This window comes from Paenibacillus sp. FSL R10-2771, from assembly GCF_038000205.1.
GTDB classification, from domain to species: domain Bacteria; phylum Bacillota; class Bacilli; order Paenibacillales; family Paenibacillaceae; genus Paenibacillus_AQ; species Paenibacillus_AQ phytohabitans.
The window spans coordinates 2,598,202-2,612,207 of record NZ_JBBOBM010000001.1 but is presented as its reverse complement, the minus strand read 5'-3'; the positions used below and the strand labels follow the sequence as shown (position 1 = coordinate 2,612,207).

Genomic DNA, 14,006 nt, shown 5'->3' with positions numbered 1-14,006 from the left:
CCGGAATACAAAATGCGCCTTGTCCTCTTACAGCACAGCCGCAAGTTCCCGGGTCACCGTATCACAGTGCTGAATCTGCTCCAGATTCGGATGAGCCGCATTCTCATGGCGCTGAAGGACTTCATCAATAATCTCGTCAATCCGCAGGAACGGAATCTCGCCGCGCAGGAAACGGGCAACGGCAATCTCATTCGCTGCATTGAAGGCGGTTGTAGCCGTACCTCCCATGGTGCCGCAGTCGATAGCCAGCTTCAGGGCGGGGAAGCGCTCATAGTCCATCTCACGGAAAGTGAGACTGGCTACTTTGGCCAGCGACAGCCGCTCAGCAGGCGACTGCCAGCGGTCCGGATAGGTGAGTGCATATTGAATCGGAACCCGCATATCCGGCGTTCCCAGCTGCGCTATGATACTGCTGTCACGGAATTCCACATAGGAGTGAATAATGCTCTCCGGATGCAGCAGCACATTAATCTGTTCATACGGGAGGGCAAACAGATGATGCGCTTCGATTACTTCCAGCCCTTTGTTAACCATGGTTGCCGAATCAATCGTAATCTTGGCCCCCATGCTCCAGTTCGGGTGGCGCAGCGCATCCTCTACAGTAACATTCTTAAGCTGTGCTCGCGTATAATCACGGAAAGATCCTCCGGATGCTGTGATGGTAATCGAGGCAACATCTTCGCGGTTCTCGCCGTTTAAGCATTGAAAAATGGCTGAATGCTCGCTGTCAACCGGCAGCAGCTTGACGCCTTTGCGGCCCGCCAGCTCCGTAACCAGGTGTCCGGCGGTAACCAGCGTTTCCTTGTTGGCCAGTCCAATATGTCTGCCGGCTTCAATAGCCGCCATTGTAGACTGCAGACCCACACTGCCCACGAGGGCAGTCACAACCGTCTCAGCGTCACCGCCGGCGGCAATCTCCACCAGACCTTCACGTCCGCTGTAGAGCTCTACGCCGGCAGGCAGACTGGATCTGATCTCCGCTGCAAGCTCCGGTGTAGACACAGAAACGCGGCGCGGATGGAAGCGGCGGACCTGCTCCAGCAGCAGCCGGGTATTCGTTCCCGCTGCCAGCCCGTCCACTACAAAGGCTTCCGGATGCATGGCTACGACATCGAGTGTCTGGGTGCCGACTGAACCCGTAGAGCCGAGAATACTGATTCTTTTCACAGTTGAAACCTTCTTCCTGTCGTTAATAGTAAGGCATCAGCATTACGATATGTACGAAAGGAAATACGATAATCCAGCTGTCACAGCGGTCCAGGATGCCTCCATGACCAGGCAGCAACGAGCCTGAATCCTTAATACCGTACACCCGTTTATAAGCAGACTGTACAAGATCTCCGAGCTGACCCAGAACGGCGCAGGAAACCCCGATAAGCAGTGCGCGTCCGATTGTCAGCAGATCAGGAACCAATAGGGCAAAAACAATTGAAATCACGGCAGAGATTAATACTCCGCCAAGGGCACCTTCGATAGTTTTGTTAGGACTAATCGCCGGCCAGAGCTTATTGCGTCCGAAGCTTCGGCCGACAAAATACGCTCCGGCATCACTTCCCCAGATGCAGCACAGCAGCAGAAACGTCCAGAGAAGCCCATGTCCATCTCCCGCACCGCGGGCGATAGCCATATAAGAGAAGCCCATCCCTATGTATACAATGCCGGTGAACATCAAAGCGGTGATCTTAATATCCAGCTTGTTCTTGCTGAAGACCGTAACCAGCAGGAATAACAGCATAAGCAGCCAGATTCCCTGCTCCCACGATAATAACTCGGAAGTCCCCAGCAGGTTCCAGGGGATCATGAAGCATACTACGGACGCATAACCAAGTACAGCAGTCCCTCCGAAGGTTGCTGTACCTGTCATTTTTACAAATTCATAATAGCCGATGAGGGCCATGGCAGTCAGCAACAGCTGATACGGCCAGCCTCCCAAAAGGCACAAGCCCAAAAACAAGGCTCCGGCAACAATTCCGGTAATCAATCGCTGCTTCAAAGATTCCCATCTCCCATCAGGCTACTTCAATCCACCATAACGGCGTGTGCGGCGTTGATATTCTGCCACAGCCTGCATCAGATGCGTCTTGTCAAACTCCGGCCAGTACACATCTGTAAACCATAATTCACTGTAGGCAATCTGCCAGAGCATAAAGTTACTGAGGCGCATTTCGCCGCTCGTACGGATCAGCAGATCAGGGTCAGGCAGTCCGCCGGATAAGAGTCTGCTGTCAATCAGTGCTGAAGTAATCTCATCAGGTGTCAGAATACCTGCCTGGATATCCTTGCCCAAGCCGCGCATACAGTCTTCAATCTCTTTACGGCCACCGTAGTTCAGTGCAAAATTAAGTATAAGTCCGGTATTCCCTTCGGTCCGGGCAACCGCTTCTTCCATCGCCCTGCGGGTATGGGAAGGCAAAGCCTCGGTATCCCCCATTACACGTACCTGTACATTCTTCTCAATCAGTTCATCCAGTTCAATGGCCAGAAATTCCACAGGCAAGCGCATCAGGAAATCAACCTCATCCTTCGGCCGCTTCCAGTTCTCCGTGGAGAAAGCGTACATGGTCAAGAACTCTACTCCCAGGTCATTCGCCGCGATTGTCGCACGTTTGACCGCCTTCATCCCGTTCTGATGACCCACAATACGGGGCAAGCCGCGCCGTTTCGCCCAGCGTCCGTTGCCATCCATAATTACAGCTACATGCCGGGGAATATTATCCGGTGAAATCTCGACTGGCTCCTGCCTGTCTTTACGGCTCAGCCATTCTTGAATCCGTTTGATCATTTCCGTTTCCTCCAAGCTCTTATCAGAAAGAGACAAACCCCACCATAGACGGAGGGGCCTGAAGTCTCTTGAATTTCATTATACTTCCATAATCTCTTTTTCTTTGGACAAGAGCACTTTATCGACTTCAGCTATGAACTTATCCGTTGATTTCTGGATATCTTCCTGATGTCCATGTGATTCGTCTTCCGAAATGCCGTTCTTCTCCATCTTCTTGATGTCATCGTTCGCATCGCGGCGGATGTTACGGATAGCTACCTTCGCTTCTTCTCCGAACTTCTTGGTGAACTTTACAAGCTCGCCGCGGCGTTCTTCAGTAAGCGGTGGAATGGACAAACGGATGATTGTACCGTCATTGGCTGGCGTAATCCCGATATCAGACTTCATAATCGCCCGCTCGATGTCAGACATCGATGTTTTGTCCCACGGCTGGATCAGCAGTGTCCGGGAATCCGGTGTGCTGATGTTAGCCAGCTGATTAAGAGGAGTCGGAGCACCGTAGTACTCCACTTGAATGCGATCCAGCAGTGACGTCGAAGCACGTCCTGCCCGCAGTGTAGCCAAATCGCGTTTTAGCGACAAAATCGCTTTTTCCATACGCTCTTCGGCATTTTTCTTCACCGATTGTGGCATTAATTTACACTCCCTTTAACAATCGTCCCGATCTTTTCGCCGAGAACGACACGTTTAATATTGCCTTGCTCTGTAATAGCAAACACAATGAGCGGTATATTATTATCCATGCAGAGAGAGGAAGCGGTGGAATCCATAACACCCAGGTTCTTGTTCAGAATATCCATGTAAGTAAGCTGCTCGTATTTCACGGCAGTGCTGTCCTTGAACGGATCCGCGGAATAGACACCATCCACCTTGTTCTTCGCCATCAGAATCACTTCGGCTTCAATCTCGGCCGCTCTGAGCGCTGCCGTTGTATCCGTCGAGAAGAACGGATTCCCTGTTCCTGCGGCAAAAATAACTACACGGCCCTTTTCCAGATGCCGGATTGCCCGGCGGCGGATATAAGGCTCAGCAATTTGCTGCATGGCAATGGAGGTCTGAACCCGTGTAGGGACATCAATCTGCTCCAGGGCATCCTGCAGTGCCAGCGAGTTCATGACGGTTGCCAGCATTCCCATATAATCCGCTGTCGCCCGGTCAATGCCGCTTGCACTTCCCGCGATTCCGCGCCAGATGTTACCTCCGCCGCACACAATGGCAACCTGAACTCCAAGCTCAACGACTTCCTTGACCTGCTCCGCGATGGAGATGATCGTTTCGGCATCGATGCCATAGCCATTCTGTCCGGCAAGTGATTCACCGCTAACCTTAAGGACTACTCTCTTAAATACCGGCTGTTCCAATTGTATACCCTCACTTTCTTACAAAAGACGGAACACTACGTGATATGTGTTCCGCTCTTTTGATGCTTGCCTTTATTCAGTTCTTATTACAAAATGCTTCTCAGCTATTATTGGTTCACTTGTGCCATTACTTCTTCAACAAAGTTATCGACTTTCTTCTCAAGACCTTCACCCAGCTCGTAACGAACGAAACGGCGGATGGAGATGTTTTCGCCAATAGTGCTGATTTTTTCGTTCAGCAATTGGGAAATAGTCTTGTCCGGGTCTTTAACGAAAGGCTGTTCAAGCAGGCAATATTCTTCATAGAACTTGCTGATGCGGCCTTCAACCATTTTTTCAACGATTTTTTCAGGCTTGCCTTCGTTCAGCGCCTGGTTCTTAAGAATTTCTTTTTCTTTCTCAACATCTGCAGCCGGCACTTCTTCACGGCGAACATACAGCGGGTTCGCTGCTGCGATTTGCATTGCGATATCGCGGGCGAAATCTTTGAAGGAATCTGTTTTACCAACGAAGTCAGTTTCGCAGTTGATTTCTACCAGAACGCCGATACGGCCGCCAGCGTGGATGTAAGATTCTACTGTACCTTCAGTAGCGATACGACCAGCTTTGTTAGCTGCTGCGGACAAACCTTTTTCACGAAGCAATTCAGCCGCTTTTGTGATATCGTTGTTTGCTTCTTCAAGGGCCTTTTTACAATCGAGCATTCCTGCTCCTGTTCTTTCACGAAGTTCCTTTACTGCCTTTGCATCTACTGCCATTGTTATTCCCTCCAGATAATTGTCGTTGTCATACGCGGGCTCAAGGCCCATTATCCTAAAAAAAGGGCAGTGAGAGGTTATCCACCTGCCAACCACCCTTTTCATTTAAGTTCTTGTTTATGTCCCGGATACTACTTAAGCAGTAGTTGTGTCTTCGCCCTGATGAGCTTCAACAACAGCGTCAGCCATTTTACCAGTCAAGAGCTTCACGGCGCGGATAGCGTCGTCATTGCCTGGAATTACGTAGTCGATTTCGTCCGGATCGCAGTTAGTATCAACGATAGCTACGATAGGAATACCCAATTTGCGAGCTTCTGCTACAGCAATACGCTCTTTACGCGGGTCAATGATGAACAGCGCGCTTGGAAGACCTTTCATGTTCTTGATACCGCCCAGGAATTTCTCAAGACGATCTTTCTCTTTGCGGAGAAGGATAACTTCTTTCTTAGGCAATACTGCGAAGGTACCGTCTTCTTCCCAAGCTTCCAATTTCTTCAGGCGGTCAATACGCTTCTGAATAGTCTGGAAGTTAGTCAGGGTACCACCGAGCCAACGTTGGTTAATGAAGAACATACCTGAACGTTCAGCTTCTTCTTTTACGGAATCCTGTGCTTGTTTCTTTGTTCCTACGAATAGGATTGTGCCGTTGTCGCCAGCGACGCTCTTTACAAAGTTGTAAGCTTCCTCTACCTTTTTGACTGTTTTCTGTAAGTCAATAATGTAAATTCCGTTTCTTTCAGTGAAGATATAACGATCCATCTTTGGATTCCAACGACGAGTCTGATGACCGAAGTGTACCCCAGCTTCGAGAAGCTGCTTCATGGAAATTACTGCCATCTTCACACACCTCCTAATTTTGGTTTATTGTGTGTCTCCTCCGCCGCGTGTCATCTTTCTACAAGACTTTCTTCAGAAGAAAGCACCTCTTGTCGAAATCAACCGGCGTGTGTTTTAACACCGTCAATTACTATACCATATTAAATTATTCTATGCAACGATTACTGTGAATTTATAAATTTCTTATCGTAAAACACTTATTTCTTCACAGTAATCAGCTTATCAATAATAGAGTCCATGCTCTCGCCCTTGGCAAAATTGTAGCTGCCGTATTGGATAATCTTGTTCACTTTACGGCTGTTCGCCTTCTTAAGAAACTCCGCTTTATCTTGAATAACTCCGGCACCGGCCAGCACATCCGCAGTTTGGGCGAGTGTAATTCCTGTAGGAATCCGCACAGAAATATCGCCGTTCACTGCAACCGCAGGCGCTTCCGGACTGGCTGGAGCTACAATGCCCGTGTCTGCAGCACTGCTCTCCGGCTGTACTGGCGCTGACGGCTTGCCGGGAGTCACAGCTGCACTCGGCTCCACTGCGGCTTTAGGTGTGGCCGCAGGAGCCGGAGAAGCAGTTGCCGCCTCCTCTGCGGGGATCTGGGAAGACTCGGGCGTTCCCGCAGAATTGCCTTCCTGTGCTTCCTCTTCCCCGCTGGCCGCCCCTTCATCTGGGGACTGCACATGATCCACCACGGTCAAATTCAGTCGCTCCGCTTCCTTGATCAGCTGTTCTTTGGTGAGCGGAGCAGCCTTCCCGGCAATCATCAGCTGCAGCAGCAGTGCGCCGGCAATCAGACCGATGCCTAACCCGAGCATGAAGAACCGGTTCTTGATCATACCGATTCCTCCTGATGGGCCAACTGCAGAATCAGCTGGACCTCGCCCCGCTGGAGACCTGCAGTCTTGGCGATAGAATCTATCGATTTTCCTTGTTCATGCAGTTCGAACAATCGCGGATATCTCAGCTTTATGGAGCTGACCGGCTTTTGCCTGGCAGGCTGAATTTCAGCTTCAGCAGTTGGGGCTGCAGAAGCATTCTCCGCAGACTGGGCAGCCGAAGGCTCCCTTGAGAAGGTTGCGGCAAGCTGAAGCAGGCCTTTCTCTTCAGCGGTCAGCCGGGCATCCAGAAGCAGCAGGCTCTTACTAAGCTCAGCCACCTGCTCACGCAGTGTGCCAATCTCTTCCTGCAGGGCTGTTTTGTTACTCTGCGACTGCGCTTTGATGCTGCCGACCAGCTGAAGCAGTTCTGTATTCTCATGTTCGATATCTGCCATATATAACTCCAGCGCGGCCTCCGTCTCCTTGAGGCTCTTCTTCTCATCCGAGTCTTCCTTGCTGGCCTTTGCCGGCAGTCTCAGGGCATAAACGATAGCGACAGCGCCTACCAGCACGATATATACCCATGGGTCCAAGTGTCTAATCTCCTTTTACATTCAATTCATAGAAGCTTACTCATCAATAGTTTAACTGGACTCAAAGACTGAAATCTATCCGGTGTCCCTTATAAGGATGCTCGGCATCGTGGACGGTCTCAGGCTTCCTTGGCTGACGCGGATCAGCGTGGCTGTCCGGCTGCTTCTCCTTACCCCCGTCCCGCAGTGCTGATTCCGAAGATTCGTCCACCTCACTGCTGCGCATGGCGATTTCCTGGCTATGCTTGACGTTCTGGCCTGCCAATTGCTGCTGGTCAAGCGCCGGACGCTGCTGCTGGCTGTTCTGAACTTTAGCTGCATCATGTGTCCGGGGCAGGGCGATTTGTAGTTCCACCGGTTTCAGACTCATCAGATCTCATCTCCCATAGTCCATATAGAATCAAGGAATAGCAGGCCGCTCCCGCTGCCTGCCTGCTTAAATGTACGGTATTATCGATATATCCCCTTCACTGTAAACAAAGGATACCCGTTCTGTAGGATCTTTAACGAATCTGGTATACCTGCCAATAACAATCTTTGATCCTCCATAGATTGTTTTGATCACATCCACCCGTGCCCTGCCTGTATCCTCAAGCATCCGCTCAATCTCGAGTACGCGTTCCTTAATTCTCTTTTCATCACGCATATGGGATTGCTTGGTCGCATTGAGCTTCACGCGGAGCGCCACCTTATCCGGGGAAAGCTGACCGTTGTTCGCCAACTGATTGAGAAGGTATAATGCCTTATTGGTCTTGTCTTCATTCTCAAGAAGGTGACGCAATTCCTGGCGCAGCTCATTAATCTCATTTCTCAGCTCGGGAACAACGCCCACCTCAACCGCTGTAGCCGTCGACATTGTATTGCCGATGGTTCGTGCGACAACTTTATCGCCTGCCTGTACTATCCCGCCTACAATCAAACCTTTGGCACCGTTACAGAGCACATCACGGCCTGCGCGAATGTTGGAATGCATAATGCTTTGCGAGACAATTACATCTTCTCCGGCCACCACATTGCCATCCTGGATAAATGAGACTTTGACATTTTTCCCGGCGCTTACGAGGCCTTTGTTATAGCCGATAATTCCGCCGGTAATTTCGATGGAGCCGCCGGATATCAGCTCGGCACCTTCCACCCCGCCAACCACTCGGATATCTCCGGCGGATTTGACGGTGAAGCCGGTAAGCACATTGCCGCGAATGACAACCGTCCCGACAAAATCAATATTCCCTGTACTGTAATCCACATCACCATTGACCTCATATACAGGAAATACATTGATCTTGCCCTTGTCTGTCAGCGTAACCAATCCATCTATCGCCGAATACATAGAGGTCTCTTCCTGATCCACCAGTACATTCTTGCCAACCTTGAAATGGGCTTGCTTCCCTGCTCTATACGGAAGCTCCTCCCCGGTCACTGTCTTTCCGCTTACACCATTCTCTGCCGGTATGATTCTGGCTATAAGCTGGCCCTTCCTCACATTGTGAAGCCGGACCAGATCCTTATAGTCAACCTTGCCATCTTCTTTCTCCAGCGGCTTACGGTCTTCCTCCAGATCCACGGTCAGTACCATCCGTCCATCCTTGCCGTTGACAGCAGGCTGGCCGATTGCGATCGGCACCCTTTTCCAGAAATATTCTTCCGGGTTGCTGCAGATCCGCTGAACAATATCCCGCTGGATGCCAAATCGAATGTTGTGACTGACCAGGAAGCTTTCAAGATCTTCTATTGTACAGGAGAAATTCTCATCCTTCTTGATGAACTGGAGGTAAGCAATCCCTTTATCATCCGAAAACGTAATACTCAGGTATTGGCCCAAAACATATTGACCGATCAAATTCTGCTCCCCCTTGTCACCGGCGCCCGGTTAATCATTTTGCATAAGAAGATCACGGTTCTTCTCAAGTGTTCCTCTTAGCCGCAAAATAGCCTTCGAATGAAGCTGTGAGATCCGCGAAGGAGAGAGTGACATCACTTCAGCGATCTCGCTCAAAGATAAATCCTCATAATATAAAAGGGACACGACGGTCCGTTCTTTCACTGTTAATTTCTCGATGCCTTTAGTCAGCGTATCACGCAGATAGAACTCATTTACTTTACGGTCCGGATTCTTAGCCTTATCATCCACCAGAATAGACATACGTGTCTCTGATTCTTCTTCACGAATAGGATCTTCTAATGAGCAGAGCGACATGACTGCAACATCCTGCAGCATAGTCTGAAACTCCGTTTCAGTAATGTTAAGATACTGGCTCATTTCATCGTCACTAACGGATCTCAAATACTTCTGTTCCAGCTGCTGGTAGGCATCCTCGATTTTTTTCGCTTTTTCTCGCACGGATCTGGGAACCCAGTCACTTTGCCGCAGAGAGTCAAGGATCGCTCCTCTTACCCGCCAGGAAGCATAGGTCTGAAATTGCAGTCCCCGCTTGTAGTCGAATTTCTCGATGGCATCAATCAGTCCCATCACACCATTGCTGGCCAAGTCATCTTTGGATACATTTTTGGGCAGTCCCACTGCCAGACGGCTGGATACGTAATCTACAATATGGAGATAACTCTCAATCAGCTTTTTTTTGGCCTCAGGATCACCTTGCTCTTTCCATTGTTCCCATAGTCCATCTGTTTCTGACTGAGCAGCTTTATGCTCGTTCAACGGCTTTCACCCTTCCCAAAGTTTAGTCAGCGGGTACCATGCGGCGCAAGATTACGGACTTTCGCCGCAGCACTCGCTTATTCTTCTTTCAGGTGACGAACGGCCTTGGCCAATTCTTCAGGATCTTTCATAGAGACCAGTTTTGGAGGCTGCAGAGGTGTGAAACCACTCAAGTCCACACTTCCCGCTTCCGGCTTCGGTGTCAGCAGGTCCTTCAATTCCTGATCCTCTTCCGGCGTCTGAATATCAAGCTTGGCACCAAGTGCCTCACCGTTATCTTCAAATCCGGCTTCAAGGTCTGAAGATTCAGAGGATTTCCCAATAATAACACCCAATACCCATCTTAGAAGGAAAGCAAGCACAAACCAGATAATAAATCCATATATTCCCCGGATCAGGCTGGTTCCAACTAAATTATGTCCGTAGTTTGTAAGAAACGTAAATAGAAATCCAATCAACCCGAGACCTGTGCTTAATAATATTTTCTTGCTCATGGCTATATTTCCTTCGGGCCTTTTTGAACGCTGCGGATAAAGAGCACCCCGGTATTGCAGGCGATTTCTATCGTACGTCCATAATTGCCACCCGTGTCCTCCGCGATCAGCGGAATGTTCAATGCGTCCAATGCTAGTTTGCAGGATTCCACATTACGAGGCCCGATCCTCATGGTGTCACTCCCCCCGGCAAATGCGAACATCTGCGAGCCTCCGGCCATCTTGGCCACAATCCGGCTCCGGACCGCCCCTAGCGCCAGCAGGCGGGATAAAAGCTCAGGCACAGCGGTATCGGCAAACTTGGCAATATTCAGCTGTCCTTCCCGGGCAATATCTGACGAGGGCAGCATGACATGTGCCATGCCTGCAAGTCTTTTGCCGGGATCAAACAGTGTCAGGCCAACACAGGAACCAAGACCGGTCGTACGGATAAGACTGTCCTGGCTGCCTATGTTAAGATCCGCCATGCCTACTTTAATAATGCTCTGTTCTTCAATCATTATCAAACGGTACTCCTAATGCCTTGAATATTTTGGGGAATGATTCGGGATCGGGAATAAGGAAAAATTGCCCTTCAATCTCATTTTGGCCTTCCAGGAACGTCGTATCGATCAGCAGCGCATCATCACCCATCTGACCGAACTGCAGCAGCCCGTATCCAAGAATTGCCCCGGCCATATCCATAGCAAGCGCCGGTACTGTCGGATACATGGAGAGTGAGGTAAAGTCAGCCAGTGATGAAAGGTAGGAGCCGGCAAGGATATTGCCGATTTCGCTCAGTGCGGATAACTCCATTTCACTGAGCTCTTCACCGCCTGAAATCTCAATTCCGGCAATCCGGCTGAGCAGGTTGGTCGCAGCTTCCGGAGAAAGAATGAAGAACAGGTTGCCCGGAGCTTCACCTTCTACACGGAGGAATACAGCATACACCAATTCTTCAGCTCCGCCGACCTTATCGGTAATCTCCTCAAAACTGAGAAGCTGCACCTTGGGTACAGCCATATCAATCGGCTTATTAAGCAGCTGAGACAACGCGGTGGCGGCGTTACCGGCTCCAATATTCCCGACTTCTTTCAGCACATCCATTTTGAAATCCTTGAAGTTTTTGAATAGCTCCACTGGCTAGCCCTCCAGGCTTTCCAGTTGCACGATTTCGCCCTTGTTCAGCACTTCGGACAAGTTAAGCATAATCAGCAGACGGTCTTCTCCAATTTTGGCCACCCCGTCCAGATACTTCGCTTTGATTCCGCCTACGACATCCGGTGGTGTATCAATAATGTCACGGTTCAAATCAATAACATCATTCGCAGAATCGACGATGAAGCCTACTTCCATCTCATTCACATTCACAATAATGATCCGGGTCTGGTCTGTATGCTCTGCTTCCTCAATACTGAAACGGCCGCGCAGATCAATAACGGGGATGACTACACCGCGCAGATTGATTACACCTTTGATAAAAGAATAGGTCTTGGGCACGCGGGTAATGGGCATCATACGCTCAATGGTCTGGACCTTCTCCACTTCAATGCCGTATTCTTCAGTGCCAAGCTTAAATACTATGACTTTGATATCTTCAGCCATGGAATGAACCTCCCTGTTCTATCCTGATTATTTAATAAAAGCATTCGGATCGATAATAAGTGCAACTTGTCCATCACCAAGAATAGTGGCTCCGGAAATGCCTTGAACATCCGGCAGATACTTGCCCAGATTCTTGATGACAATCTCATTCTGCCCGATAAAGTCTTGAACCGCCAAGGCAACAAGACGCTCTCCCTTGCGTACAACCACAATCTCTGTTTCCTCTTCGGTGCTTTCATCATAGTCCGGAATAGAGAAGATCTTGCTCAGTGAAACGAGCGGAATATGGCTGCCCCGGAATTCCAGCATTCTGTTACCGTGAATGGTACGGATCTGAGACTGTTTGACAATCCCTGTCTCTACTATGGAAGAGAGCGGAATTGCATATTTCTCTGAACCCAGACGAACCAGCATGGCTGCGATAATCGACAGGGTCAGCGGGAGCTGAACGGAGAAGTTCGTCCCTTTACCCGGTGTAGAGTAAATGGTGACGTTGCCGCCCAGGGAGGAGATCTTTGCTTTGACTACATCCAGACCGACGCCGCGGCCCGATACGTCAGAGATTACCTCTGCCGTACTGAAGCCCGGTGCAAACAGAAGCTGATACGCTTCATCATCAGACATCGCATTGGCCTGCTCCTGGGTAATGGCGCCTTTCTTAACTGCAGACCCCAGAATCTTCTTCGGATAGATGCCTCTGCCGTCCTCTTCAATCTCGATGAAGACATGGTTGCCGCTATGGAAAGCCCGGAGGTGGACGGTCCCTGTCTCCGGCTTGCCGGCAGCGACACGGTCTGCTATGGACTCAACACCGTGGTCTACTGCATTACGCAGCAAATGCACAAGCGGATCACCAATCTCATCAATTACGGTACGGTCCAGCTCTGTTTCAGCACCGGTAACGATCAGATCAACTTTCTTGTCAAGCGATTTGGCGAGATCGCGCACCATCCGCGGGAACCGGTTAAATACGGTATCCACCGGCACCATGCGCAGCTTCATCACTATGTTCTGCAGATCCCCGCTGACCCGGCCCATATGTTCAACCGTTTCGGTAAGATCCCCGTTCTGCACTTCGGAAGCCAGCTGTTCCAGCCGAACGCGGTCAATGAGCAGCTCACTGAACAGATTCATGAGTACATCCAGACGCTCGATGTCCACACGGATCGTGCGGGAAGGAGAAGGCGCTCCGCCTGCTCTGGCCGGTGCTGTCTTATTCTCTTCCTTGCCATGTGCGGAAGCAGCCGGTGAAGCATTAGAGGCAGCCTGAGCAGCCTCCTGCACCGGAGCAGGGGCAGGCGCTTCTGCGGTAGCTGCAACACTTTCCTGTCCCATCTGGCGCAGGGATTCCTGATCAAGTGCTACGGCTGTAACCGTATCGATCTCCGACAAATTCAGGATCATCTTCTGAATTTCACTGGCATCCTTTTGGGTTATGTAGTAGAGGGAGAATCCGTAATCGAATTTCTCCTGCTCTATGTCCTGAACCGAAGGGAAAGACTTAACAACTTCTCCTGAACGCTCCAGAAGGTCGAAGACCATATATGCACGCACTGCCTTGAGCTGACAGTCCTTGCGGATGGCAACATCAACATACAGCACCTGATGGCCTTCCTGCAGAGACTGCTCCAGCACAGAGTACTGGAATTCATCCAGAAACACCTGGGCATCCGTGGCATTGCCGGCAGCAGCCGCAGTGACTTCAGCAGCAGCTCCGCCGGCAGCGGGAACTTCTCCCCGGACGATAGCCTGGAGAGAGGATACAATTGCCGATACATCAGCCTTCCCCTCTCCTCCGCCTGTGATGTCCTCCACCATGGATTCCAGAGCATCAATACTCTTGAACAGGGTGTCAAAAATGAAATCCTGCATCCGCAGTTTATTGTTACGCACCAGATCAAGCACATTCTCCATTTGGTGCGTAAGCGAAGCCAAATCCTCAAAACCCATCGTAGCCGCCATACCTTTCAAGGTATGGGCAGAGCGGAAAATCACCTGGACAATACTCAGATCTTCAGGATTTGCTTCCAGCCCCATCATGCTTTCGTTCAATGACTGCAGATGATCATTTGACTCATCAATAAACATGGATAAATATTGGTTCATGTCCACTAACGAGCACC

17 protein-coding genes are annotated in these 14,006 nt (G+C 50.2%); all 17 read right to left on the bottom strand.

The genetic code is table 11. The annotated features are described in order from the left end of the window. Positions 1 to 27: 27 nt before the first annotated feature. The 17 genes from NSU14_RS11300 to NSU14_RS11220 all read right to left on the bottom strand — a co-directional run bounded on the left by NSU14_RS11300 (position 28) and on the right by NSU14_RS11220 (position 13,995). Positions 28 to 1,167 carry a 1-deoxy-D-xylulose-5-phosphate reductoisomerase gene (locus NSU14_RS11300; protein ID WP_042138124.1) on the bottom strand — a complete coding sequence of 380 codons (1,140 nt, stop codon included), beginning with the start codon at positions 1,165 to 1,167 and terminating at the stop codon, positions 28 to 30. 22 nt (positions 1,168 to 1,189) lie between these two features. Beyond that, positions 1,190 to 1,993, bottom strand: coding sequence for a phosphatidate cytidylyltransferase (locus NSU14_RS11295; RefSeq protein WP_042138125.1), 804 nt, complete (start codon positions 1,991 to 1,993; stop codon positions 1,190 to 1,192). 21 nt (positions 1,994 to 2,014) lie between these two features. Further along, positions 2,015 to 2,782, bottom strand: a complete 768-nt coding sequence (locus NSU14_RS11290; RefSeq protein ID WP_039295253.1) for an isoprenyl transferase — start codon at positions 2,780 to 2,782, stop codon at positions 2,015 to 2,017. A 78-nt stretch (positions 2,783 to 2,860) separates the two neighbouring features. Further along, a complete protein-coding gene (gene frr, locus NSU14_RS11285) occupies positions 2,861 to 3,415 on the bottom strand; it encodes a ribosome recycling factor (RefSeq protein WP_039295250.1) in 555 nt (184 codons plus the stop codon). Beyond that, on the bottom strand, positions 3,415 to 4,143 hold the full coding sequence (gene pyrH / locus NSU14_RS11280; protein ID WP_039295247.1) for a UMP kinase: 729 nt from the start codon (positions 4,141 to 4,143) through the stop codon (positions 3,415 to 3,417). The genes frr and pyrH overlap by 1 nt, the downstream gene beginning before the upstream one ends. A gap of 107 nt (positions 4,144 to 4,250) precedes the next feature. Next, positions 4,251 to 4,901, bottom strand: coding sequence for a translation elongation factor Ts (gene tsf, locus NSU14_RS11275; RefSeq protein WP_039295244.1), 651 nt, complete (start codon positions 4,899 to 4,901; stop codon positions 4,251 to 4,253). Between the two features lie 135 nt (positions 4,902 to 5,036). Next, positions 5,037 to 5,738 (bottom strand): 30S ribosomal protein S2, encoded by a 702-nt coding sequence (gene rpsB, locus NSU14_RS11270; protein ID WP_036692565.1) that lies wholly within the window; start codon positions 5,736 to 5,738, stop codon positions 5,037 to 5,039. Between the two features lie 197 nt (positions 5,739 to 5,935). Further along, positions 5,936 to 6,571 (bottom strand): hypothetical protein, encoded by a 636-nt coding sequence (locus NSU14_RS11265; RefSeq protein WP_340944806.1) that lies wholly within the window; start codon positions 6,569 to 6,571, stop codon positions 5,936 to 5,938. Beyond that, a complete protein-coding gene (locus NSU14_RS11260) occupies positions 6,568 to 7,146 on the bottom strand; it encodes a hypothetical protein (protein ID WP_042138129.1) in 579 nt (192 codons plus the stop codon). The genes NSU14_RS11265 and NSU14_RS11260 overlap by 4 nt, the downstream gene beginning before the upstream one ends. A gap of 61 nt (positions 7,147 to 7,207) precedes the next feature. Continuing rightward, entirely contained in the window at positions 7,208 to 7,516 is a 309-nt protein-coding gene (locus NSU14_RS11255) for a hypothetical protein (RefSeq protein WP_340944805.1), read from the bottom strand. A 66-nt stretch (positions 7,517 to 7,582) separates the two neighbouring features. Beyond that, a complete protein-coding gene (locus tag NSU14_RS11250) occupies positions 7,583 to 8,986 on the bottom strand; it encodes a DUF342 domain-containing protein (RefSeq protein ID WP_340944803.1) in 1,404 nt (467 codons plus the stop codon). 30 nt (positions 8,987 to 9,016) lie between these two features. Beyond that, a complete protein-coding gene (locus NSU14_RS11245; RefSeq protein ID WP_042138136.1) occupies positions 9,017 to 9,805 on the bottom strand; it encodes a FliA/WhiG family RNA polymerase sigma factor in 789 nt (262 codons plus the stop codon). A gap of 77 nt (positions 9,806 to 9,882) precedes the next feature. Next, positions 9,883 to 10,299, bottom strand: a complete 417-nt coding sequence (locus NSU14_RS11240) for a hypothetical protein (protein WP_042138137.1) — start codon at positions 10,297 to 10,299, stop codon at positions 9,883 to 9,885. A 2-nt stretch (positions 10,300 to 10,301) separates the two neighbouring features. Next, positions 10,302 to 10,799, bottom strand: coding sequence for a chemotaxis protein CheD (locus tag NSU14_RS11235; RefSeq protein WP_042138138.1), 498 nt, complete (start codon positions 10,797 to 10,799; stop codon positions 10,302 to 10,304). Then, positions 10,792 to 11,385 (bottom strand): chemotaxis protein CheC, encoded by a 594-nt coding sequence (locus tag NSU14_RS11230; protein WP_216626453.1) that lies wholly within the window; start codon positions 11,383 to 11,385, stop codon positions 10,792 to 10,794. The genes NSU14_RS11235 and NSU14_RS11230 overlap by 8 nt, the downstream gene beginning before the upstream one ends. 36 nt (positions 11,386 to 11,421) lie before the next feature. After that, a complete protein-coding gene (locus NSU14_RS11225) occupies positions 11,422 to 11,883 on the bottom strand; it encodes a chemotaxis protein CheW (protein WP_039295214.1) in 462 nt (153 codons plus the stop codon). Positions 11,884 to 11,910: 27 nt separating this feature from the next. Continuing rightward, positions 11,911 to 13,995 carry a chemotaxis protein CheA gene (locus NSU14_RS11220; protein WP_076246930.1) on the bottom strand — a complete coding sequence of 695 codons (2,085 nt, stop codon included), beginning with the start codon at positions 13,993 to 13,995 and terminating at the stop codon, positions 11,911 to 11,913. Positions 13,996 to 14,006 lie beyond the last annotated feature (11 nt).

Bases quoted from the DNA above. Each gene is read 5' to 3' on its own strand.
- NSU14_RS11290 (WP_039295253.1), bottom strand. From the start codon at position 2,782: ATGATCAAACGGATTCAAGAATGGCTGAGCCGTAAAGACAGGCAGGAG.
- frr (WP_039295250.1), bottom strand. From the start codon at position 3,415: ATGCCACAATCGGTGAAGAAAAATGCCGAAGAGCGTATGGAAAAAGCG.
- tsf (WP_039295244.1), bottom strand. From the start codon at position 4,901: ATGGCAGTAGATGCAAAGGCAGTAAAGGAACTTCGTGAAAGAACAGGA.
- rpsB (WP_036692565.1), bottom strand. From the start codon at position 5,738: ATGGCAGTAATTTCCATGAAGCAGCTTCTCGAAGCTGGGGTACACTTC.
- NSU14_RS11265 (WP_340944806.1), bottom strand. From the start codon at position 6,571: ATGATCAAGAACCGGTTCTTCATGCTCGGGTTAGGCATCGGTCTGATT.
- NSU14_RS11255 (WP_340944805.1), bottom strand. From the start codon at position 7,516: ATGAGTCTGAAACCGGTGGAACTACAAATCGCCCTGCCCCGGACACAT.
- NSU14_RS11240 (WP_042138137.1), bottom strand. From the start codon at position 10,299: ATGAGCAAGAAAATATTATTAAGCACAGGTCTCGGGTTGATTGGATTT.
- NSU14_RS11235 (WP_042138138.1), bottom strand. From the start codon at position 10,799: ATGATTGAAGAACAGAGCATTATTAAAGTAGGCATGGCGGATCTTAAC.
- NSU14_RS11230 (WP_216626453.1), bottom strand. From the start codon at position 11,385: ATGGATGTGCTGAAAGAAGTCGGGAATATTGGAGCCGGTAACGCCGCC.
- NSU14_RS11225 (WP_039295214.1), bottom strand. From the start codon at position 11,883: ATGGCTGAAGATATCAAAGTCATAGTATTTAAGCTTGGCACTGAAGAA.